The organism is Ramlibacter sp. G4-7, from assembly GCF_057784995.1.
Window position 1 is genome coordinate 282,693 of sequence record NZ_JBYNTT010000004.1, and the last position, 19,550, is coordinate 302,242.

Here is a 19,550-nt window from a genome sequence, read left to right on the forward strand (position 1 = left end):
GCGGCTTCCTACATACTGGGGCCTTCCCGCCGGAGAACGCCATGCTCACGCGACCCATCCCCGCCTCGTGCGAAGCGCTGCCGGTCATCGGCTGCGGCACGTGGCAGGGTTTCGACCAAGCGCCCGGCACGGCCGCCTTCGCGGCGCTGGCGAGCGTGGTGTCGGCGCTGTTCGATGCCGGCGGCTCGGTCGTCGACAGTTCGCCCATGTACGGCAAGGCCGAAGCAGCGGCCGGCCAGGTGCTGGCCGAGTCGGGCCTGCGGGCGCGCGCCTTCCTTGCCACCAAGGTGTGGACGACGGGCCGCGCCGCCGGCATCCGCCAGATGGAGAACTCGCTTCGGCTGCTGCGCACGGACACGGTGGACCTGATGCAGGTGCACAACCTGGTGGACTGCGCGAACCATCTCGCCACCTTGCGCGAGTGGAAGGCGGCGGGGCGGGTGCGCTACATCGGGGTCACGCACTACACGGCTTCGGCCTATGCCGACGTGGAGGCCGTCGTGCGCGGCGAGGCGCTGGACTTCCTGCAGATCAACTATTCGGTGCAGGAGAGCGAAGCCGCGCAGCGCCTGCTGCCGCTGGCGGCGGAACGCGGCGTGGCAGTGCTGGTGAACCGGCCGCTCGGCGGCGGTGGCTTGCTGCGGCGCTTGCGTTCGCGCGCGCTGCCTCCCTGGGCGGGAGAGATCGGATGCACGACCTGGTCGCAGCTGCTGCTCAAGTTCGTGCTGTCGCAGCCGGCGGTGACCTGTGCGATCCCCGGAAGCGGATCGCCGGAGCACATGGCACAGAACGCGGCCGCGGGGAGTGGAGTGGTGCCGGCGGTGGAATGGTGGGGAGACAAGATGGATGCGTTTGCGTGAGCGCTTCGGTCGGGTTCACACCGACGCCGTGACGCGAATCCCCCGGATCTGCCCCGCCTGCGCCAGCCGCTGCGGCTGCGGATAGGCCTGCGGGTCGAAGCGGTGCAGCAGCTCCGCCTCCCGCGCGCGGGCCAGCGCCACGTTCGCCAGCTTCACGTGGCCGAAGCCGCGCATGGACAGCGGCAGGGCGGCGATCTCGGTCGCGACCTTCAGGCGCGAAGCGTCCAGGTCCGGCAGCAGCGCCTCGATGCGCGCGCGGTACGCCTCGACCAGCTCGCGCTCCATGCGCCGCTCCGCCGTGCGCCCGAACACGTCCAGCGGCGTGCCGCGCAGGCGGCGGCCCAGCGCCAGCACCTTCATGACGGGCAGCATCCAGCCGCCGAGGCGCACCTTGCGCGGCGCCTGGTCCTTGTGCGCGCGGCTGATCACGGGCGGGGCCATGTAGAACTCCAGCTGCACCTCGCCTTCGAACTGCTGCCGCAGCGTGCGCGTGAACTCGCCGTCGGTGTAGAGGCGGGCGACCTCGTATTCGTCCTTGTAGGCCATGAGCTTCAGGAGCGACTGCGCCACGGTGCGCGTCAAGGGCAGGGAACTCTGGGCCGCGGGCGAGCCTGCCCCCGCAGAGGTGGTGGCGGGAGTGACCGAGGTCTCGCGCTCGCGCACCCGCGCGACGAACTCGGCGAAGCGACGTGCGTAGGCGGCGTTCTGGTAAGCCGTCAGCTGCGCGACGCCCCGCGCGACGATCGCGTCGAGGTCGTCCGCGCGCGGCGCCCCCAGGCTCTCGCCGCGCAGCAGCGTTTCGATCGCCGCGAAGTCCGCCGCCGCCAGCCGCCCCAGCGAAAACGCGAGCCGGTTGTTGTCCTCCGCGACGCCATTGAGCTCGATCGCGCGCAGCAGCGCCTCCAGGCTCAGCGGCACCAGGCCGCGCTGCCAGGCGGAGCCGAGCGCGACGATGTTGGAGAAGATGGAGTCGCCGAGGAAGGCCTCGGCCAGCGCCTGCGCGTCCAGCGTCTCCACGCGATCCGCGCCGGCGGCGAAGCGCAGTTTGTCCAGCAACTGCGGCACCTTCAACGAGGCATCCGGGTTGCGCAGGCTCTCCGCCACTGGGACCTCGTGGGTGTTGGCGAGGATGCGCGTGCGGCCGTGGCGCACGGTGGCCAGCGCGTCCGGCGACGCGCCGACCACGAGGTCGCAAGCAAGGATCGCATCGGCCTGCTGCGTGTCGATGCGGACCTGGTTCAGCCGGTCGGCACGGTCCGCGAAGCGCACGAAGCTCAGCACCGAGCCGCCTTTCTGCGCGAAGCCCATGAAGTCCAGCACGCTGGCGCTCTTGCCTTCGAGGTGCGCCCCCATGGCGACCAGCGCGCCCACGGTGACCACGCCGGTGCCCCCCACGCCTGTCACGAGCAGGTCGTAGGGCGCCTTCCACGCGTGGGGTGCGGGGCGCGGCAAGGCGTCGACCCGGCGATGGAATTCCTCCGCACTGCCCGCGAGCGCACCGGCGCGCTTGCGCGGCTGGCCCCCCAGCACGCCCACGAAGCTGGGGCAGAAGCCCTTGGCGCAGGAGTAGTCCTTGTTGCAGCTGCTCTGGTCGATCTTGCGCTTGCGTCCGAGCGGCGTCTCGAGCGGCTGCACCGCCACGCAGTTGCTCTGCACCGAGCAGTCGCCGCAGCCCTCGCACACACGCTCGTTGATGAACAGGCGCCGGGCCGGGTCGACCATCTCGCCTTTCTTGCGGCGGCGGCGCTTCTCGGCGGCGCAGGTCTGTTCGTAGATCAGCACCGTGACGCCCGGCATCTCGCGCAGGCGCCGCTGCACCGCGTCGAGCGCGTCGCGGTCGTGGAACTCGGTGCCCGCCGGGAAGCGGTCGTGCATGCCGTCGTACCTGGCGATGTCGTCGGAGAGCACGACCACCTTCGTCACGCCTTCGGCTTCCACCTGGCGCGCGATGCGGTCGACGCTGATGATGCCGTCCACCGGCTGGCCCCCGGTCATGGCGACCGCGTCGTTGAAGAGGATCTTGTAGGTGAGCGTCGCGCGCGCGGCCACGGCCTGCCGGATCGCGAGGTAGCCCGAGTGGTAGTAGGTGCCGTCGCCCAGGTTCTGGAACACGTGCGGCACCTTGGTGAACATGGCGTGCGACACCCAATCCACGCCTTCGCCGCCCATCTGGATCAGGCCTTCGGTCTCGCGGTTCATCCAGCTGGCCATGAAGTGGCAGCCTATGCCGGCCTGCGCATGCGAGCCTTCCGGCACCCGGGTGGAGGTGTTGTGCGGACAGCCCGCGCAGAAATAAGGCAGCCGCTTGACGCTGTCGCTCTCGTTGGAGAGCAACTGCGGCAAGGTGAAGTCGCGCACGAAGGGCCGGCGGTCCAGGTCGGGGAAGTGGCCGACCAGCCAGTGCGCGACGATCTCGATCAGCCGCGACGGGCGCAGCTCGCCCAGCGCGGACACGAGCGGACGCTCCTGCGCGTCGCGCTTGCCGACGATCACGGGGCGCACGGCAGCGTTGTAGAACATGGAGCGCAGCTGCTCCTCCACGACGGGCCCTTTCTCCTCGATGACGAGGATCTCCCCGAGCCCGCGCGCGAACTCCTGCATGCGCGTCGGCTCGATGGGATAGGTGAGACCCAGCTTGTAGATGCGCACGCCGTGCGCGGCGAGCGTCTCCAGCGAGATGTCGAGGCGGCGCAGGACTTCCATCAGGTCGTAGTGCGCCTTGCCGGCGGTGACGATGCCCACGCTCGCGCGGCCGCTCTCCACCACGTAGCGGTCGATGCTGTTCACGCGCGCGAAGGCGCGCACCGCCTCCAGCTTGGCGTGCAGGCGCTGCTCGATCGTGAGCGAAGGCAGGTCCGGCCAGCGGTAGTGCAGCCCGCCCGGCGGCGGCGCGTAGCCCGTGAGCTGCCGCACCGTGTCCGCGTCCTGCCAGGTGGCCACGCGGGCGTTCACCAGGTCCAGGTCCACCGTGGAGCCGCTTTCCACCACCTCCGACAGGGCCGTGAAGCCCACCCAGTTGCCCGAAAAGCGCGAGAGCGCCCAGCCGTACAGGCCGAACTCGAGGTATTCCGCCACGTTGGCGGGCGCCACGATGGGCGCCTGCCAGGACTGGAACGCTTGGTCGCTCTGGTGCGGCATCGAGGAGGACACGCAGCCGTGGTCGTCGCCCGCCACCATCAGCACGCCGCCATGCGGCGATGCGCCGTACGCGTTGCCGTGCTTCAGGGCGTCGCCCGCGCGGTCGACACCCGGGCCCTTGCCGTACCACAGCGCGAACACGCCCTCGCAGGTGCGCTCGGGGTCGGCCTCGACGCGCTGCGTGCCCAGGACCGCGGTCGCGCCCAGTTCCTCGTTGATCGCGGGCAGGAACCGCAGGCCTGCCTCCTCGAACCTGCGGCCGGTCTTCCACACGGCCTGGTCCACCATGCCCAGAGGCGAGCCGCGGTAGCCGCTGATGAAGCCCTGGGTGGCCAGCCCCGCGGCAGCGTCGCGCGCACGCTGCATCAGCATGAGCCGCACCAGGGCCTGGGTGCCGGTGAGGAACACGGCGCCGCCCGTGGCCCAGATGCTGTCGGCGAGCCGGTAGTCCGGCCGGGCGATGGGTGAAGCCGCGGGGGTGTCGGTGGTGTGGTCCATGGCTGGTCTCCGAAGGGCAGCTTAGGTGGCAGGGCGAGAAAAGTGCTTCTTCTTTTCTCGCCGGCAGCGGTAGTAGGAGAATGGGATTCCTCGAACTGCAGGAAAACGGGAATGGAACGACTCGACCGCCACGATGTGCTGCTGCTGGCGGAGCTGCAGCGCGACTCGCGCCAGACCGTGCAGCAGCTGGCCGAGGCCGTGGGCCTGTCCAGCACGCCTTGCTGGAAGCGGGTCAAGGAAATGGAGGCGGCGGGCATCATCCGCGGCTACACGGCGCTGGTGGATCGCGAGAAGGTGGGCCTGACGCTGGCCGTGCTGGCCGAGGTCAACCTCACGCGCCACAACGAGGACGACGTGCGCCGCTTCGAGGAGGCCGTGGCCTCGTCGCCGCAGATCGTCTCCTGCTACGCGACCACGGGCCAGGCCGACTACGTCCTCAAGGTGCTGGTGCCGGACATCAAGAGCTACGAGGCCTTCCTGCACGAGACGGCGTTCAAGCTTCCCGGCGTGACGCACGTGCGCTCCAGTGTCGTGCTCAAGGAGGTGAAGGCGGAAACCCGCTTGCCGCTGGAGAGCGAGAGCCAGCGTCCCGCCCCGCGCCGGCGCCGTTCGAGCTGAGCCGTACGCAGCCTGGCTTGCACGGCACGTCTGCCTGTCCTATTATCGACCGATCGGTCGGTTAATCAGGAGACGGCATGTACACGCAGGCCATGGACACCGCGGGCAAGGGCGACGCGGACGCACGCAAGCGGGTGCGCCCTGCCGAGGAAGTGGCGATGGAAGAGCGCTTCGAGGCGCGCATCGCCGCCGGCGAATTCGTCGAGCCCAAGGACTGGATGCCGGAGCACTACCGCAAGACGCTGGTGCGCCAGATCAGCCAGCACGCCCACTCGGAGATCGTCGGCATGCTGCCCGAGGGGAACTGGATCTCGCGCGCGCCCACGCTCAAGCGCAAGGCCATCCTGCTGGCGAAGGTGCAAGACGAAGGCGGCCACGGCCTCTACCTCTATTCCGCGGCGGAGACGCTGGGCACCTCGCGCGACCAGATGCTGGAGGCGCTGCACACGGGCAAGGCCAAGTACAGCTCCATCTTCAACTACCCCACGCTGACCTGGGCGGACGTGGGCGTGATCGGCTGGCTGGTCGACGGCGCGGCCATCATGAACCAGGTGCCGATCTGCCGCTGCTCGTACGGCCCGTATGCGCGCGCGATGATCCGCATCTGCCGCGAGGAAAGCTTCCACCAGCGCCAGGGCTTCGAGAGCCTGCTGACGATGATGGACAAGGGCACCGAGGCGCAGCGCGCCATGGTGCAGGACGCGGTGAACCGCTGGTGGTGGCCTTCCATCATGATGTTCGGCCCGCCCGACGACCAGTCGCCCAACACCGCGCAGTCCATGCGCTGGGGCATCAAGCGCGTGTCCAACGACGAACTGCGCCAGCGCTTCATCGACGCGGCCGTCGAACAGGCGCGGGTGCTGGGCGTCACGCTGCCCGACCCCGAACTGAAGTGGAACGAGGAACGCCAGCACCACGACTTCGGCCGCATCGACTGGGACGAGTTCTGGAACGTCATCGCCGGCAACGGCCCCTGCAACCGCGAGCGCCTCGCGGCGCGCGTGGATGCGTGGGACGACGGTGAATGGGTGCGGCAGGCCGCCTTGGCGTATGCGCGCAAGCAGGAGCCGGCGGTGAACGCTGCATGAGGACAAACTTCCGGACCGCGTCCGGTTGTTGCGTTATTGGAAGGAACAGACATGAGCGACCCCAAGCAGGAATGGCCCCTCTGGGAAGTCTTCGTCCGCAGCAAGAGCGGGCTGGACCACAAGCATTGCGGCAGCCTGCATGCGGCCGATGCGAAGATGGCGATCCAGATGGCGCGGGACGTCTACACGCGGCGCCAGGAGGGCGCGAGCCTGTGGGTCGTGCGCTCGGACCACATCGTGGCCAGCGACCCCGGCGAGAAGGCCATGTACTTCGACCCGATGGAAGACAAGGTGTACCGCCACCCGACCTTCTACCAGCTGCCCGAGTCCGTGGACCACATGTGAGCGCCGCCGCCATGCAAGCCTCCATCCAGGTCAGCGCCAGCCCCGAGGTCCAGTACCTGCTGCGCATCGGGGACACCGCCCTCATCCTCGGCCAGCGCCTCGGTGAATGGACGGGCCACGCGCCGGTGCTGGAAGAGGACATCGCCCTGGCCAACATGGCGCTGGACCTCATCGGCCAGTGCCGTGCGGTGCTGACGCACGCCGGCACGCTCGAGGATGCAGGGCATGACGAGGACCAGCTGGCCTTCCTGCGCGAAGAACGCGACTACCGCAACGTCACGCTGGTGGAGCTGCCGCGCGGCGACTTCGCGGTCACCGTGCTGCGAAACACCATGATGGCCACCTTCTTCAAGCTGCTGTGGGAGCGCCTGGCCCAATCGCGCGACAGCGAGCTGGCGGCGATCGCCGGCAAGGCGGTCAAGGAGGCACGCTACCACCAGCAGCACGCGGCCGACTGGCTGGTGCGACTGGCCGGCGGCACGGAGGAATCGCGCCGCCGCGTCGACAAGGCGCTGGCGCAGCTGTGGATCTACCACGCCGAGCTGTTCGCCGACGACGCGGTCGATGCGTACGCCCAGCAGAGCAATCTCGGCCCGCGCTGGAGCGCACTCAAGCAGCCGTGGTTCGACGAGATGGGCGAGATCTTCGCGCACGCCGGCCTGTCGATGCCCGCACCGGCCTCCTTCCTGAGCACCGGCAAGCAAGGCGTGCACAGCGAGCACATGGGTTTCATCCTGGCCGAGATGCAGCAGCTGCAGCGCGCCTACCCCGGGGGCGTGTGGTGACACGCACGGACCGCGCCTGGGAGGTGCTGGACGGCGTACCGGACCCGGAGGTGCCGGCCTTGTCCGTGCGCGACCTGGGCATCGTGCGCGAGGTCATCGACCACGGCGAGGAACTCGAAGTGGTGCTCACGCCGACGTATTCGGGCTGCCCGGCCACCGAGGTGATCGAGCACAACGTACTCTGCGCGATCGAGGCCGGCGGCCTGGGCCCGGCGCGCGCGACCCTGCGCCGCGCGCCGGCCTGGACCACGGACTGGATCAGCGAGGAAGGCCGGCGCAAGCTGCGCGAATACGGCATCGCTCCTCCGCACTCGACTGCGCAACAGGCGGGCACGCAAGCCATCGGCATCTTCCGGCGCAGGCCGGACAGCGTGTCCTGCCCGCACTGCGGCAGCCTGGCCACGCAGCAGACCTCCGCCTTCGGCTCGACCGCCTGCAAGTCCCTCTACCGGTGCCTGGCCTGCCGCGAGCCGTTCGAATACTTCAAGCCGCTATGAGCGTCATCTTCCATCCGCTGCGGGTGCGCGCGATCCAGCCGGACACGGCCGAGGCCGTGATCGTCTCCTTCGACGTTCCCGAGGAGCTGCGCCCGGTGTTCGGCTTCACGCAAGGCCAGTACCTCACGCTGCGCAAGGAGATCGCCGGGCAGGACCTGCGCCGCTCCTATTCCATCTGCGCGGGTGTCGACGACGGCGAACTGCGGGTCGGCGTGCGCAAGGTGGCCGGCGGCGTGTTCTCCAACTGGATCAACGAGCACCTGCAGCCCGGCGACACCCTCCAGGTGATGGCGCCGCAAGGCCGCTTCTTCGTGCCAATCGATGCGCAGGCGCGCCGCCACCACCTGGGCATCGCCGGCGGCAGCGGCATCACGCCCATCCTGTCCATCATGAAGACGGTGCTCGCGCGCGAGCCGGGCAGCCGCTTCACGCTGATCTACGGCAACCGCAAGCTGCGCTCCACCATGTTCAAGGAGGAACTGGAGGACCTGAAGGACAGGTACATGGCGCGCGTGGTCATCCACCACGTGTTCTCCGACGAGCACACCGAGGCGGACATCAACGCGGGCGTGATGGACCGCGTCAAGCTCGGCGAGTTCCTCCGCGGCCTGGTGCCCGCCGCCTCGGTCGACCATGCCTACGTCTGCGGCCCCTTCCAGATGAACGACGAGGCCGAGGCTGCCTTGCTGGCCGCGGGCGTCCCGGAGGAACGCATCCACATCGAGCGCTTCGGGATCGCCCAGCAGGCGACGGGCCAGGTAGGCGCGATCGTCCACGAAGCGCAGCCGGGCGACGCGGCCCAGGCACGCGTCACCATCATCCGGGACGGCCGCCAGCGCGAGATCGCCTTCACGCGCGAGCAGCCCAGCATCCTGGACGCGGCTTCGGCCGCCGGCATGGAAGTTCCGTATTCGTGCACCTCGGGGGTCTGCGGCACCTGCCGCGCCAAGCTGGTGGAAGGCCAGGTGCGCATGGAGCGCAACTTCGCGCTGGACCGGAAGGAGGTTGCCGCCGGCTTCATCCTCACCTGCCAGGCGCATCCGACGACCGAGCGGGTCGTCCTCTCCTTCGACGAGCGCTGAGGGAGCCGGCATGGGACGCGGACGCCACGCAGGCTACGACGAGCAGCGCGTCATGATCCTCGCCAGTGCGGCGGCGCTGTTCGCGCGCGGCGGGTATCCGGGCACCTCGATGAACCAGGTGGCCGAGGCCTGCGGCCTGTCCAAGGCGACGCTGTACCACTACTACCGCGACAAGTACGAGCTGCTGGTCAACATCGCCGAGGAGCACGTGAACCGGCTGCAAGGCATCGTCGGCGACGCGCTCGCGGAGGAAGACGCTCCGGCGGGACAGATGCGCGCGCTGATCCGCCGTCTCGTCGAGGAATACGCGAACGCGCAGAACGAGCACCGGGTGCTGACCGAGGACGTCAAGTTCCTGCAACCGGCGGACCGCGAACGCATCCTCGGCAAGGAGCGAGAGGTGGTGGCCGCGTTCGCGCGCGTCGTCGCGGCGCTGCGGCCGGACCTGCGCGATGCCGCCCTGGGCAAGCCGCTGACCATGCTGCTGTTCGGCATGGTGAACTGGATGTTCACCTGGATGCGGCCGGAGGGCGCGCTCGCGTACGAGGACATGGCGCCGGTGGTGGCGGACCTGTTCCTGGGCGGGCTCGAAAAAGTGCAGCTGCCGTTGAAGATGGCGCCGGTGTGATCGGTGCGGTCGGCGCTTTGCTGCTTCACCGCAGCAGCGCTGCCCATTCCGGCCCCGGCGCGGCGCTGATCCGCAAGGGGCCGTCCACCGTCGGCAGTTCCATCCATTGGCAATGCAGCCAAAGCCGCGATGTGCCCAGCCACTGCGCCACCGCGCGGTTGTGCGCGCCCTTGCCGTGCGTCGTGTCGCCCACCAGGGGATGCGCGATGTGCTTGAAGTGCCGCCGGATCTGGTGGCGGCGTCCCGTGAGCGGCTCCACTTCCATCAGTGCGTAGCGGCTGCTCGCATGACGCGCATCGACCTGGAACGGCCACTCGAAGCAGGCCAGGCGGCGGTAGCGGGTACACGCCGGCAGCCGCACCTGACCTTGCGACGGCAGTTCGGGGTCGCGTGCCAGCGGCTGGTCGATCTCGCCGGCCTCCTCCGGCCAGCCGCGCACCAGCGCGAGGTAGCGTTTGGCGATGCGGCCTTGCTCAAACGCGAGTCCCCACTCGCGCGCCGCGTCGGCGTCGCGCGCGAACAGCAGCACGCCGCTGGTGGCCTTGTCCAGCCGGTGCAGCGGCCAGAGCCGTTCGCCCAGCTGGTCGCGCAGGAGCTTGAGGGCCGTGCGCTGCTCCTGCGCGTCGAGGCCGGTGGGGTGCACCAGCAGGCCCGCGGGCTTGTCGATGGCCACGATCCTGTCATCGCGGTGCAACATGGAGAGGGCAGGATCGATCATCGGGAAGCTGCAACCAATCGTAGGAGGATTCCCACAGGAACGGTGGAGAAGCCTGTGGAAAACCGGGTGACCAAGTGCGCGGGGCCGCACCGGCTGTGCGTTTGGACGCGGTGACCATTCCGCGGGCACTTGCTGCCCCCCATCAGCAATCTCCTCTTGACAGGACGCATGTTAGGGTCGGCGCCATGAAAAAGTTGCGCGCGACGCTGCTCGTGTCGTGCTACATCGTCCTGCTTGCCGGCTGCGGCGAGAAGCCTTCGCCATCGCCCCTGCGCATCGCCACGGACGATGGCGCCGTGCTCGCCACGGGCCAGGCACTCTATGCGAAACATTGCGCCGCCTGCCACGGCACGAAGCTGGAAGGCCAGCCCCGCTGGCGCGAGCGCGATGCGTCCGGGCGGCTGCCGGCGCCCCCGCACGACGCGAGTGGCCACACCTGGCACCACCCGGACCAGGTGCTGTTCGACATCACCAAGAAGGGCGTTGCGAAGGCGGCGGGCCTGAAGGACTACGACTCCGCGATGCCGGCCTTCGGCGGCGTGCTCAGTGACGCGGAGATCGTCGCCGTGCTCGCCTGGATCCGCTCGCAGTGGCCGGCGCCGATCCGACGGCAGCAGGAGGAGGTGAACGCGCAGGCACTGGGCAACGCCGGGCCTAGGCCGTAGCCGCAGCGGGCGCGGCAGCCTCGGGCTGCGCATCCTCGCGGGGAAGCTCGAAGAGGCGGAAGGGCGGCTGGTCCGGGCGGCTGCGCAGCAGCAGCGGCCGCGCGACGTTGAACACCGGCACGCCGTTGATCGTCTTGCCTTCCATGGTGCCGCGGTGCGCGTGCCCATGGAACACGGCGTCCACCGGATAGCGCAGCAAGGGCTCTTCCAGCCGGCTGCTTCCGAGGAAGGGGAAGATCTCCACCGGCTCGCCGGCCACCGTGCTCGACACGGGCGAGTAGTGCAGCAGCGCGATGCGCTTGGGGGTCCGCAGCTTCGCGAGCGCCGACTCCAGCTTCATCGCCTCCTGCAGGGCCGCCTGCACGAACTGCTTGATCGCAGGTTCGCCCCAGGCGCCGAGCGAGCCCCGGCCGAAGCCGCCGGCAAACCCCTTGACGCCGGCGATGCCCACCCCTTCGATCTCGCAGGCCTCGCCATCGAGCACGCGCACACCCGCCTTCGTGAGGATCTCCACCACCACCTCCGGCGTGCCCGATTCGTAGTCGTGGTTGCCCAGCACCGCGACGATGGGCACCTTCACCACGGCAAGCTCGTCGGCGAGCACGTGCGCCTCTTCCGCCGTCCCGTAGTCGGTGAGGTCGCCGCACAGGAGCAGCGCGTCCGCCGCCTCGCCCGCCTGGGCGAAGAAGCTGCGCAAGGTGCCCGCGGCATCCTTGTTGACGTGGAGGTCGCCGACGGCGGCAAAGCGGACGGTGCTGGCGGATTTGGCCATGGAGTGCTTCAGGATGAGACAGTGGCCATCCTGCCCCGTCACGGCGCCGGCGCCTGTAGGCCGGTACTGACGTTGCGTGAGGTTCCGCGCCTCCGCGCCGCGGCGCCTCGGCCGAGATGGATTGCACGACCCGCTGCTTAATCTGCGATCCATGTGCTCCACCATCCCGCTCGCACCGTCGCTGGAGGAAGAGGTCGCCCCTCTCACTGCGGACTTCTACCGGCGCGCGCTGCGCGTGCTGGCGGACGACCAAGTCCCCTTCCTCGTGGGCGGGGCCTTCGCGCACGCCTGCTTCACCGGCATCCGCCGCTCCACCAAGGACCTGGACCTGTTCATCCGGCGCGCGGACTACGAGCGCGTCGCTGCGCTGATGCAGGGCGAGGGCTGGCGCACCGAGATGACCTACCCGCACTGGCTGGCCAAGGTCTACGCCGGGGAGGACTTCATCGACCTGATCTTCAACTCGGGCAACGGCCTGACGCCGGTGGACGACCGCTGGTTCGACGACAACGCGCAGGCCGAAATCCTGGGCGTGCCGGTGCGCGTGGCCAACATGGAAGACGGGCTGCTGTCCAAGTGCTTCATCATGGAGCGCGAGCGCTACGACGGCGCCGACGTCGCCCACACCATCCAGGCGAATGCCGAGCGCATCCACTGGCCGCACCTGGTGGAGCGCTTCGGCGCCAACTGGCGGGTGCTGCTGGCGCACCTGACGCTGTTCGGCTTCATCTATCCCGGCGAGCGCCACCGCGTGCCCGCCTGGGTGATGGAGCACCTGATGCAGAAACTCGCGGACGAGACGCGCAACCTGCCCACCGAGGACCGGCGCATCTGCGGCGGTACGCTGCTGTCGCGCGAGCAGTACCTGCACGACGTGGAGAACCTGGGCTACGTCGACGGACGCCTCACGCCCGTGAGCACCATGACGCCCGATGACGTGCGCACGTGGACCGAGGCCATCCCTTCGCGGCAAGCGGCGGCGGCGCGCCCGGCGTGCGAGCTGCCGCAGGCCGGCATCGCGCTTCCAGCGACCGAGCGGCGCCTGTCCTGATCCGCCTCAGCGGATGAACTTGCCGCCGGCATCCACCATCGTGATTTCCACGAAGCGGGAGCCATGGCGCTGCTGCGGGCCGTACGCGAGGCGGTAGCCGCCCACGTCGAGCTCCGGCATCTTCTCCAGCGTGCCTTGCACCGCGGCCGGCGTGGGCCGCGGCCCGGCGCGGCGCAGCACCTCCACGAGGATCGTCGCATTGAGGTAGCCCCACATGCGGTCGTAGGTCGGTGCCAGTCCGGCGGCGGACACCGCCGCGCCGAACCTGCGCGTGAGCGGCGTGACCTGGCGCGTGGGGTAGGGCACGACCTGGGTGAAGGCCATGCCGCGCGCGACCGGCCCGAGCTGCTCCATCAAGGCCGTCGTGCCTGCGAGCGACAAGGCATACACCGGCACGCGCGCCGCCGAGGGCAAGGCCTTCATGAAACCGAGGACGGCAGCGCCGCCTGCCAGCAGGAGCACCGCCTGCGGCTCCGCCTTCGCGATGGCGGCGGTGGCGGCGGGTGCGTTGGAGCCGTCGGGTTCCACCGCCACCTTGGCCACCAGCGCGACCTGGTGTTCCGCCGCGACGGCCTCCACCAGCGGCAGCATGAAGCGGCCCAGCTCGTTGTTCTGGTACGCGACGCCGAGCTTGCGCGTGTTGAGGGTGGCCAGGTTGCGCACCATGGCCGCCACCTCGTCGCGCAGGCTCGCGGTGGTGGTGAACAACCAGGGATGGGCATCCTTGCGGACGATGTCCGCGCCGTTGTAGATGCCGATCAGCGGCACGCGCCGCTCGTCGAGCAAGGGCAGGGCGCGCACGAGGCCGGGCACGAAGGCGTAGCCGAACAGGCTGACCACGCCCTCGTCCAGCAACTTCTGCGTGTGCTCCAGCGTGCGCGCCGGATTCGCTGCGTCGTCCAGCGTGACCAGTTCGACCGGGGCTCCGTGGATGCCGCCTTGCGCGTTCACGGCGTCCAGCATCAGCTTCTGGCCTTCCGCGACGGGCCGCACCACCGATCCCAGCGGCCCGGTGAGGGGCAGGCATTGCCCGATGCGCAGCGGCTGCGCCGCGGCCTGCGCCCGGCCGGCGGCGGCGAAGGCGCAAGCTGCGGCGAGCAGCGTGCGGCGTCTCAGTGAAGGCGAGGCCGTCGTGTGCGTCCCTGGTCCAGTCATGGTTGGTCTCCTCTCGTCCCGACACCTGGACATTAGGTGGCCCCCCTAAGCCGGCGCCCCCCGCCGTCAGGGGGGAGGGGCAACCCGGATACCGCGCCTGCCCTTGCCGGGGCCGCATGTGCCCCCAGATGCAGCCGATGGTGCCCCTCTCCGTTCTCGACCTCTCGCCGATCCTCGAAGGCAGCGATGCCGCGCAGTCCTTCCGCAACACCCTCGCCCTGGCCCAGCACGCCGAGCGGCTGGGCTACCGCCGCTTCTGGCTCGCGGAGCACCATGGCATGCCGGGCATCGCCAGCGCGGCAACCGCCGTCCTCATCGGCTATGTGGCAGGCGGCACGCGCACGATCCGCGTCGGCGCCGGCGGCGTCATGCTGCCCAACCACTCGCCGCTGGTGATCGCCGAGCAGTTCGCCACGCTGGAGGCGCTGTACCCGGGCCGCATCGACCTGGGACTGGGCCGCGCGCCGGGTTCGGACCAGGCGACCGCGCGTGCCCTGCGCCGCAACCTGCAGGCGGACCCCGATGCCTTTCCGCGCGACGTCGTGGAACTCATCGACTTCCTCTCCGACGAGCCGCGGCAGCATGTGCAGGCGGTGCCTGGCCGTGGGGCGAAGGTGCCGGTCTGGATCCTGGGCTCCAGCCTGTTCGGCGCCCAGCTCGCGGCGATGCTGGGGCTGCCCTACGCCTTCGCCTCGCACTTCGCGCCCGGACAGATGATGCAGGCCATCGAGGTGTACCGCTCGACCTTCCAGCCATCGGAGCAGCTCGCCAAGCCGCACCTCATGCTCGGGTACAACGTGTTCGCCGCCGACAGCGACGACGAGGCCGCGCTGCTCGCCACCTCCATGCAGCAGGCCTTCGTCAAGTTGCGGACCGGCCGGCCCGGCAAGCTGCCCCCGCCGGTGCCCGGCTACCTGGAATCGCTGGACCCCGGAACCCGGGCCATGCTCGACGAGGTGCTGGCGTGCACGGCGATCGGGTCGGGCAGCAGCGTGCACCGGCAGATCGAGGCCTTCGTCGAGCGCACCGGCGCCGACGAACTGATGATCACCTCGCAGGTCTTCGACCAGAAGGCGAGGCTGCGTTCCTACGAGCTGACCGCCGCGGCGATGGCCGGCTGAACGCGCGCCCCGGGCAAGGGGCAGGCCGCGCCCCGTTGCATCGTCCCGCCAACAGGTGTACAAGTTGAGGAACGGCTGCCCTTCGGCACCATCGGGTGGCCGGCAGCGCGCAGGGAGTCACCATGGACACTCTTGTGGGTGTGCGGGGTTGGCACTGGCGGGCCACGGATTGGCCCGCAGCCGCCGTTTCCGGCTTTGCCGCCGGCGGGGTGCTGATGGTCCTGGACCTGCTCTGGTCCAGTTTCTTCAACGCCGACGGTCCCTGGCGAACTTCGCACATGATCGCGCCGATCTTCCTCGGCACGGCGCCGCTGGCGGCGGGCGGCTATGCCTTCAGCATGGCCGTGGTGTCGGTTGCCCTCCTGGTGCACTACGCGCTCGGCATCGCGTTCGGGCTGGCGATCGGCGCCATCATGTCGCAGCTGCGCGCCGACGCCAGCATCGGGCGCGCCGCGGCCACGGGCGCCATCCTGGGACTGGCCCTGTACGTCCTGGACTTCGACCTGATGGTCGCCTTCTTCCCCTGGCTCGCGCAGCTGCAGGGGGCTGACACGCTGGCGGCCCACGTGGTCTTCGGCGTCGTCGCCGGCGTGCTGTACTGGAGGCTCAAGAGAACCGCGTCGGAACCCTGATCATGGGGATCGCGATCGCCCTGGCGGTGCTGGCCCTCGGGTCGGTCCTGTTCCACTTCCTGAGCCCCTGGTACTTCACGCCGATCGCGTCCAACTGGCGCACCATCGACTCCACGATCTCGATCACCTTCTGGGTGACCGGCTTCGTGTTCGTCGCGGTCAGCCTGTTCACGGCCTGGGCCGTGGTGCGCTACCGCCACCGCCCGGGCAGCCGCGCGAGCTACCAGCCCGAGAACAAGAAGCTCGAAGGCTGGCTGCTGGTGGTCACCGCGCTGGGAGTGGCTGCGATGCTGGCGCCGGGCCTGGTCGTGTGGGCCGACGTGGTGAAGGTGCCGGCCGAAGCGCACGTGGTGGAGGTCGTCTCGCAGCAGTGGAACTGGGGCTACCGCCTGCCGGGGCGCGACGGCAAGCTGGGCACGGTGAACCCCCGCTTCGTCAACGACGAGAATTTCTTCGGCGTCAATCCGGCCGATGCCAGCGGCAGCGACGACGTGCTGGTCGCCTCGCCGGAACTGCACCTGCCCGTGGGCGTGCCGGTCAAGCTGCTGCTGCGCAGCAAGGACGTGCTGCACGACTTCGCCGTGGCGGAGATGCGCGTGAAGATGGACATGGTGCCGGGTCTCGTGACCTACGTCTGGTTCACGCCCACCCGCGCCGGCACCTTCGACATCCTGTGCCAGGAACTGTGCGGCGTCGGGCACTTCGCCATGCGCGGCAAGATGGTGGTGGACGAGCCGGCCGCCTACCAGGCGTGGCTGGACCGGCAGCAGACCTTCGCCCAGGCCAAGGGCCGCCCGCGCGGTGACGTGGCGGCCGGCAAGGCGCTCTACGCCGTGTGCGCCGCCTGCCATGGCGCGGCCGGCGAGGGCAACGTGGCGCTGAACGCGCCCAAGTTGAGCGGGCAGGGCGCCTGGTACCTGGAGCGGCAGCTGCGCAACTTCAAGCAGGGCACGCGCGGCACGCACGACAAGGACGTGTTCGGCAAGATGATGGCACCCATGGCGGCCACGCTCGCCGACGACGCGGCCATGGCCAACGTCGTGGCCTACATCGCCAGCCTGCCGGACACGCCGGTGCCGGCCACGCTGCAGGGCAACCTCGCCAGCGGCGAGCGCCGTTACGCGACCTGCGCCGCCTGCCACGGCGGCGACGGCGGCGGCATTGCCGCCACCCAGGCGCCGCGCCTGCGCGGCATGAGCGACTGGTACATGGCCAGGCAGCTGAAGAACTTCCGGGACGGTGTGCGCGGCTCGCATGCGCAGGACCTCCACGGGCACCAGATGGCGCTGGTCGCCGGCATGCTGGCCGACGATGCCGCGATCGGCGACGTGCTCGCCTATGTCAATTCCGTGAAACCGCGTTGACGCCGGAGCTGGGGAGACCGATGGCCGCTCATGTCGCACACGATGAAACCGAGTTCGCACCGCCGGCGGAGGTCGGCGAATTCGAGCTGTACCACCCCAAGACCTTCATCGGCAAGTACATCTGGAGCCAGGATGCGAAGGTCATCGCGATCCAGTACGCGCTGACCGCCATGGGCATCGGCCTGGTCGCGCTGGTGTTCTCCTGGCTGATGCGACTGCAGCTCGGCTTCCCCGGCACCGTGCCCTTCATCGATCCCAACGTCTACCTGCAGCTGGTGAGCATGCACGGGATGATCATGGTGATCTACCTGCTGACGGCGCTGTTCCTGGGCGGCTTCGGCAACTACCTGATCCCGCTGATGGTCGGCGCCCGCGACATGGTGTTCCCCTACGTGAACATGCTCAGCTACTGGATCTACCTGCTGGCGGTGCTGCTGCTGGTGGTCAGCTTCTTCGTGCCCGGCGGCCCCACCGGCGCCGGCTGGACGCTCTATCCGCCGCAGGCCATCCTGGACGGCACCCCGGGCGCGCGCTGGGGCATCCTGCTGATGCTCGTGTCGCTGGGCGTGTTCGTCATCGGCTTCACCATGGGCGGCCTCAACTACGTGGTCACCGTGCTGCAGGCGCGCACCCGCGGCATGACCATGATGCGGCTGCCGCTGACGGTGTGGGGCATCTTCATGGCCACCATCCTGGCCCTGCTCGCGTTCCCGGCCCTGTTCGTCAGCGCGATCATGATGTTCCTGGACCAGACGCTGGGCACCAGCTTCTTCATGCCGGCGCTGGTCTCCAAGGGCCAGCAGCTGTCCTACCAGGGCGGCAACCCGCTGCTGTTCCAGCACCTGTTCTGGTTCTTCGGCCACCCCGAGGTCTACATCGTGGCGCTGCCCGCCTTCGGCATCGTGTCGGACCTGATCAGCACCCACGCGCGCAAGAACATCTTCGGCTACCGCATGATGGTGTGGGCCATCCTGATCATCGGCGGCCTGAGCTTCGTCGTCTGGGCGCACCACATGTACGTGAGCGGCATGAACCCGTATTTCGGCTTCTTCTTCGCCACGACCACGCTGCTGATCGCCATTCCCACGGCGCTCAAGGTCTACAACTGGGTGCTGACGCTGTGGAAGGGCAACATCCACCTGAACGTGCCCATGCTGTTCGGCATCGCGTTCATCTTCACCTTCGTCAACGGCGGCCTCACGGGCCTGTTCCTCGGCAACGTGGTGGTGGACCTGCCGCTGTCGGACACGATGTTCGTGGTGGCGCACTTCCACATGGTGATGGGCATCGCGCCGGTGCTGACCGTCTTCGGGGCGATCTACCACTGGTACCCGAAGATCACCGGCCGCATGCTGGACGACACCATGGGCAAGCTGCACTTCTGGGTGACCTTCGTCGGCACCTACGCGATCTTCTACCCGATGCACTACCTGGGGTTCATGGGCGTCCCGCGCCGCTACTACGCGATCTCCGGCACCACCTTCATCCCGGACTCCGCCCACCTGCTCAACGCCTGGATCTCCATCGCGGCCTTCGTCGTCGGCGCCGCGCAGATGCTGTTCCTCTACAACCTCGCGGTCAGCTGGCGGCGCGGCCGGCCGTCCGGCCCCAACCCCTGGCAGGCGACGACGCTGGAGTGGCAGACGCCCGAGACGCCGCCCAGGCACGGCAACTTCGGCGCGGAACTGCCCGCGGTCTACCGCTGGGCCTATGACTACGGCGTGCCCGGCGTGAAGGCCGACTACATCCCGCAGAACGTCCCGCCCTCGGAGGTCGCCGCCGAGGCCTGGGTGAAGAAGGACCTGCCGCGGGTCGGGGAGTGATGCCATGACCATCGGGCTCGTGTTCCTCTCGCTGCTGATGGCGGTCATCCTGTGGTGGCTGTTCCGCCAGACCGTGAACGTGCGGCCCTGGGAGGCGCAAGCCGCGTCCGCCGTGGCCGCGGGCAGCCCGGTCCCGCCGCCGGCGAAGATGGCCTTGTGGGCCTTCCTCGCGGTGGCGAGCTCGCTCTTCGTCCTGTTCGTCAGCGCCTATGCGATGCGCCTGGGGCTGGGCGACTGGTCGCCCTTGCCGCGGCCGCGGCTGCTGGTGCTCAACACCGCGTTCCTCGTCAGCGCCAGCCTCGCGATGCAGTGGACGGTGCATGCCGTGCGGCGCGCGGATGCCGCGCGCGTGCAGCGGGGGCTGGCGGCCAGCGGGCTGCTGACGCTGGCCTTCCTTGCCGGCCAGCTCTACGTGTGGAAGCAGCTGAACGACGCCGGCTTCCTGCTCACGACCAACGCGGCGACGGCGTTCTTCTATCTCTTCACCGCGGTGCACGGCCTGCACGTCGCCGGCGGGCTCGTGGCCTGGGCGCGCGCATCCCTGCGCGCCGCGCGCGGCACCGATCCCGACCGCACGCGGCTGGCCGTGGAACTGTGCGCCACCTACTGGCACTACCTGCTGGTGGTGTGGCTGGCGCTGTACGCGCTGATCGTGTCCAACGCATTCGGGCTGGCGATCTGTTCGTCAGCCACCTTGTGAGGAGGCAGCC

General features: G+C 69.5%; 19 protein-coding genes. 15 read left to right on the forward strand and 4 right to left on the reverse strand.

Annotated elements, in window-relative coordinates; translation table 11 throughout:
• Nucleotides 1-41 precede the first annotated feature (41 nt).
• On the forward strand, nucleotides 42-860 hold the full coding sequence (locus tag AC3EGR_RS08040; RefSeq protein ID WP_488545925.1) for an aldo/keto reductase: 819 nt from the start codon (nucleotides 42-44) through the stop codon (nucleotides 858-860).
• 15 nt (nucleotides 861-875) lie between these two features.
• Here the strand turns inward: AC3EGR_RS08040 and AC3EGR_RS08045 are convergent, their stop codons facing one another.
• Entirely contained in the window at nucleotides 876-4,496 is a 3,621-nt protein-coding gene (locus AC3EGR_RS08045; RefSeq protein ID WP_488545926.1) for an indolepyruvate ferredoxin oxidoreductase family protein, read from the reverse strand.
• Between the two features lie 111 nt (nucleotides 4,497-4,607).
• Here AC3EGR_RS08045 and AC3EGR_RS08050 point away from each other — a divergent pair, with 111 nt between their 5' ends.
• The 7 genes from AC3EGR_RS08050 (at nucleotide 4,608) to AC3EGR_RS08080 (ending at nucleotide 9,539) form a co-directional block, all read left to right on the forward strand.
• The gene (locus AC3EGR_RS08050; RefSeq protein WP_488545927.1) at nucleotides 4,608-5,114 is read left to right on the forward strand and encodes an Lrp/AsnC family transcriptional regulator; all 507 of its coding nucleotides are present in this window, start codon (nucleotides 4,608-4,610) and stop codon (nucleotides 5,112-5,114) included.
• A 77-nt stretch (nucleotides 5,115-5,191) separates the two neighbouring features.
• Complete coding sequence (paaA, locus tag AC3EGR_RS08055; RefSeq protein ID WP_488545928.1) at nucleotides 5,192-6,202, forward strand: 1,2-phenylacetyl-CoA epoxidase subunit PaaA; 1,011 nt, start codon at nucleotides 5,192-5,194, stop codon at nucleotides 6,200-6,202.
• Between the two features lie 51 nt (nucleotides 6,203-6,253).
• The gene (gene paaB / locus AC3EGR_RS08060) at nucleotides 6,254-6,547 is read left to right on the forward strand and encodes a 1,2-phenylacetyl-CoA epoxidase subunit PaaB (protein ID WP_488545929.1); all 294 of its coding nucleotides are present in this window, start codon (nucleotides 6,254-6,256) and stop codon (nucleotides 6,545-6,547) included.
• An 11-nt stretch (nucleotides 6,548-6,558) separates the two neighbouring features.
• Nucleotides 6,559-7,332 carry a 1,2-phenylacetyl-CoA epoxidase subunit PaaC gene (paaC, locus tag AC3EGR_RS08065; protein WP_488545930.1) on the forward strand — a complete coding sequence of 258 codons (774 nt, stop codon included), beginning with the start codon at nucleotides 6,559-6,561 and terminating at the stop codon, nucleotides 7,330-7,332.
• On the forward strand, nucleotides 7,326-7,829 hold the full coding sequence (gene paaD, locus AC3EGR_RS08070) for a 1,2-phenylacetyl-CoA epoxidase subunit PaaD (protein WP_488545931.1): 504 nt from the start codon (nucleotides 7,326-7,328) through the stop codon (nucleotides 7,827-7,829). Before paaC ends, paaD begins: the two co-directional genes overlap by 7 nt.
• Nucleotides 7,826-8,911 carry a 1,2-phenylacetyl-CoA epoxidase subunit PaaE gene (gene paaE / locus AC3EGR_RS08075; RefSeq protein WP_488545932.1) on the forward strand — a complete coding sequence of 362 codons (1,086 nt, stop codon included), beginning with the start codon at nucleotides 7,826-7,828 and terminating at the stop codon, nucleotides 8,909-8,911. The genes paaD and paaE overlap by 4 nt, the downstream gene beginning before the upstream one ends.
• 10 nt (nucleotides 8,912-8,921) lie before the next feature.
• Entirely contained in the window at nucleotides 8,922-9,539 is a 618-nt protein-coding gene (locus AC3EGR_RS08080; RefSeq protein ID WP_488545933.1) for a TetR/AcrR family transcriptional regulator, read from the forward strand.
• Nucleotides 9,540-9,564: 25 nt separating this feature from the next.
• On the opposite strand, the gene AC3EGR_RS08085 is transcribed toward AC3EGR_RS08080, so the two are convergent.
• Nucleotides 9,565-10,257: a pseudouridine synthase gene (locus AC3EGR_RS08085; protein ID WP_488545934.1), complete on the reverse strand. Its 693-nt coding sequence runs from the start codon at nucleotides 10,255-10,257 to the stop codon at nucleotides 9,565-9,567.
• A 185-nt stretch (nucleotides 10,258-10,442) separates the two neighbouring features.
• Here AC3EGR_RS08085 and AC3EGR_RS08090 point away from each other — a divergent pair, with 185 nt between their 5' ends.
• Entirely contained in the window at nucleotides 10,443-10,922 is a 480-nt protein-coding gene (locus AC3EGR_RS08090; protein ID WP_488545935.1) for a c-type cytochrome, read from the forward strand.
• Here AC3EGR_RS08090 and AC3EGR_RS08095 read toward each other — a convergent pair.
• Entirely contained in the window at nucleotides 10,912-11,694 is a 783-nt protein-coding gene (locus tag AC3EGR_RS08095; protein ID WP_488545936.1) for a metallophosphoesterase family protein, read from the reverse strand. The two genes, AC3EGR_RS08090 and AC3EGR_RS08095, sit on opposite strands and share 11 nt — an antisense overlap.
• A 151-nt stretch (nucleotides 11,695-11,845) precedes the next feature.
• Between AC3EGR_RS08095 and AC3EGR_RS08100 the strand changes: the two genes are divergently transcribed.
• Nucleotides 11,846-12,745 carry a nucleotidyltransferase gene (locus AC3EGR_RS08100; protein ID WP_488545937.1) on the forward strand — a complete coding sequence of 300 codons (900 nt, stop codon included), beginning with the start codon at nucleotides 11,846-11,848 and terminating at the stop codon, nucleotides 12,743-12,745.
• A 6-nt stretch (nucleotides 12,746-12,751) separates the two neighbouring features.
• Here AC3EGR_RS08100 and AC3EGR_RS08105 read toward each other — a convergent pair whose 3' ends face one another.
• Nucleotides 12,752-13,900, reverse strand: coding sequence for an ABC transporter substrate-binding protein (locus AC3EGR_RS08105; RefSeq protein ID WP_488545938.1), 1,149 nt, complete (start codon nucleotides 13,898-13,900; stop codon nucleotides 12,752-12,754).
• A 137-nt stretch (nucleotides 13,901-14,037) separates the two neighbouring features.
• Here AC3EGR_RS08105 and AC3EGR_RS08110 point away from each other — a divergent pair, with 137 nt between their 5' ends.
• The 5 genes from AC3EGR_RS08110 (at nucleotide 14,038) to AC3EGR_RS08130 (ending at nucleotide 19,540) form a co-directional block, all read left to right on the forward strand.
• Nucleotides 14,038-15,021 (forward strand): LLM class flavin-dependent oxidoreductase, encoded by a 984-nt coding sequence (locus AC3EGR_RS08110; protein WP_488545939.1) that lies wholly within the window; start codon nucleotides 14,038-14,040, stop codon nucleotides 15,019-15,021.
• A gap of 122 nt (nucleotides 15,022-15,143) precedes the next feature.
• The gene (locus AC3EGR_RS08115) at nucleotides 15,144-15,653 is read left to right on the forward strand and encodes a hypothetical protein (RefSeq protein WP_488545940.1); all 510 of its coding nucleotides are present in this window, start codon (nucleotides 15,144-15,146) and stop codon (nucleotides 15,651-15,653) included.
• A 2-nt stretch (nucleotides 15,654-15,655) separates the two neighbouring features.
• Nucleotides 15,656-17,017 carry a c-type cytochrome gene (locus tag AC3EGR_RS08120; protein WP_488545941.1) on the forward strand — a complete coding sequence of 454 codons (1,362 nt, stop codon included), beginning with the start codon at nucleotides 15,656-15,658 and terminating at the stop codon, nucleotides 17,015-17,017.
• Nucleotides 17,018-17,037: 20 nt separating this feature from the next.
• Complete coding sequence (locus tag AC3EGR_RS08125; protein ID WP_488545942.1) at nucleotides 17,038-18,840, forward strand: cytochrome c oxidase subunit I; 1,803 nt, start codon at nucleotides 17,038-17,040, stop codon at nucleotides 18,838-18,840.
• Nucleotides 18,841-18,844: 4 nt separating this feature from the next.
• Nucleotides 18,845-19,540, forward strand: coding sequence for a cytochrome c oxidase subunit 3 (locus AC3EGR_RS08130; RefSeq protein ID WP_488545943.1), 696 nt, complete (start codon nucleotides 18,845-18,847; stop codon nucleotides 19,538-19,540).
• Nucleotides 19,541-19,550: the final 10 nt, after the last annotated feature.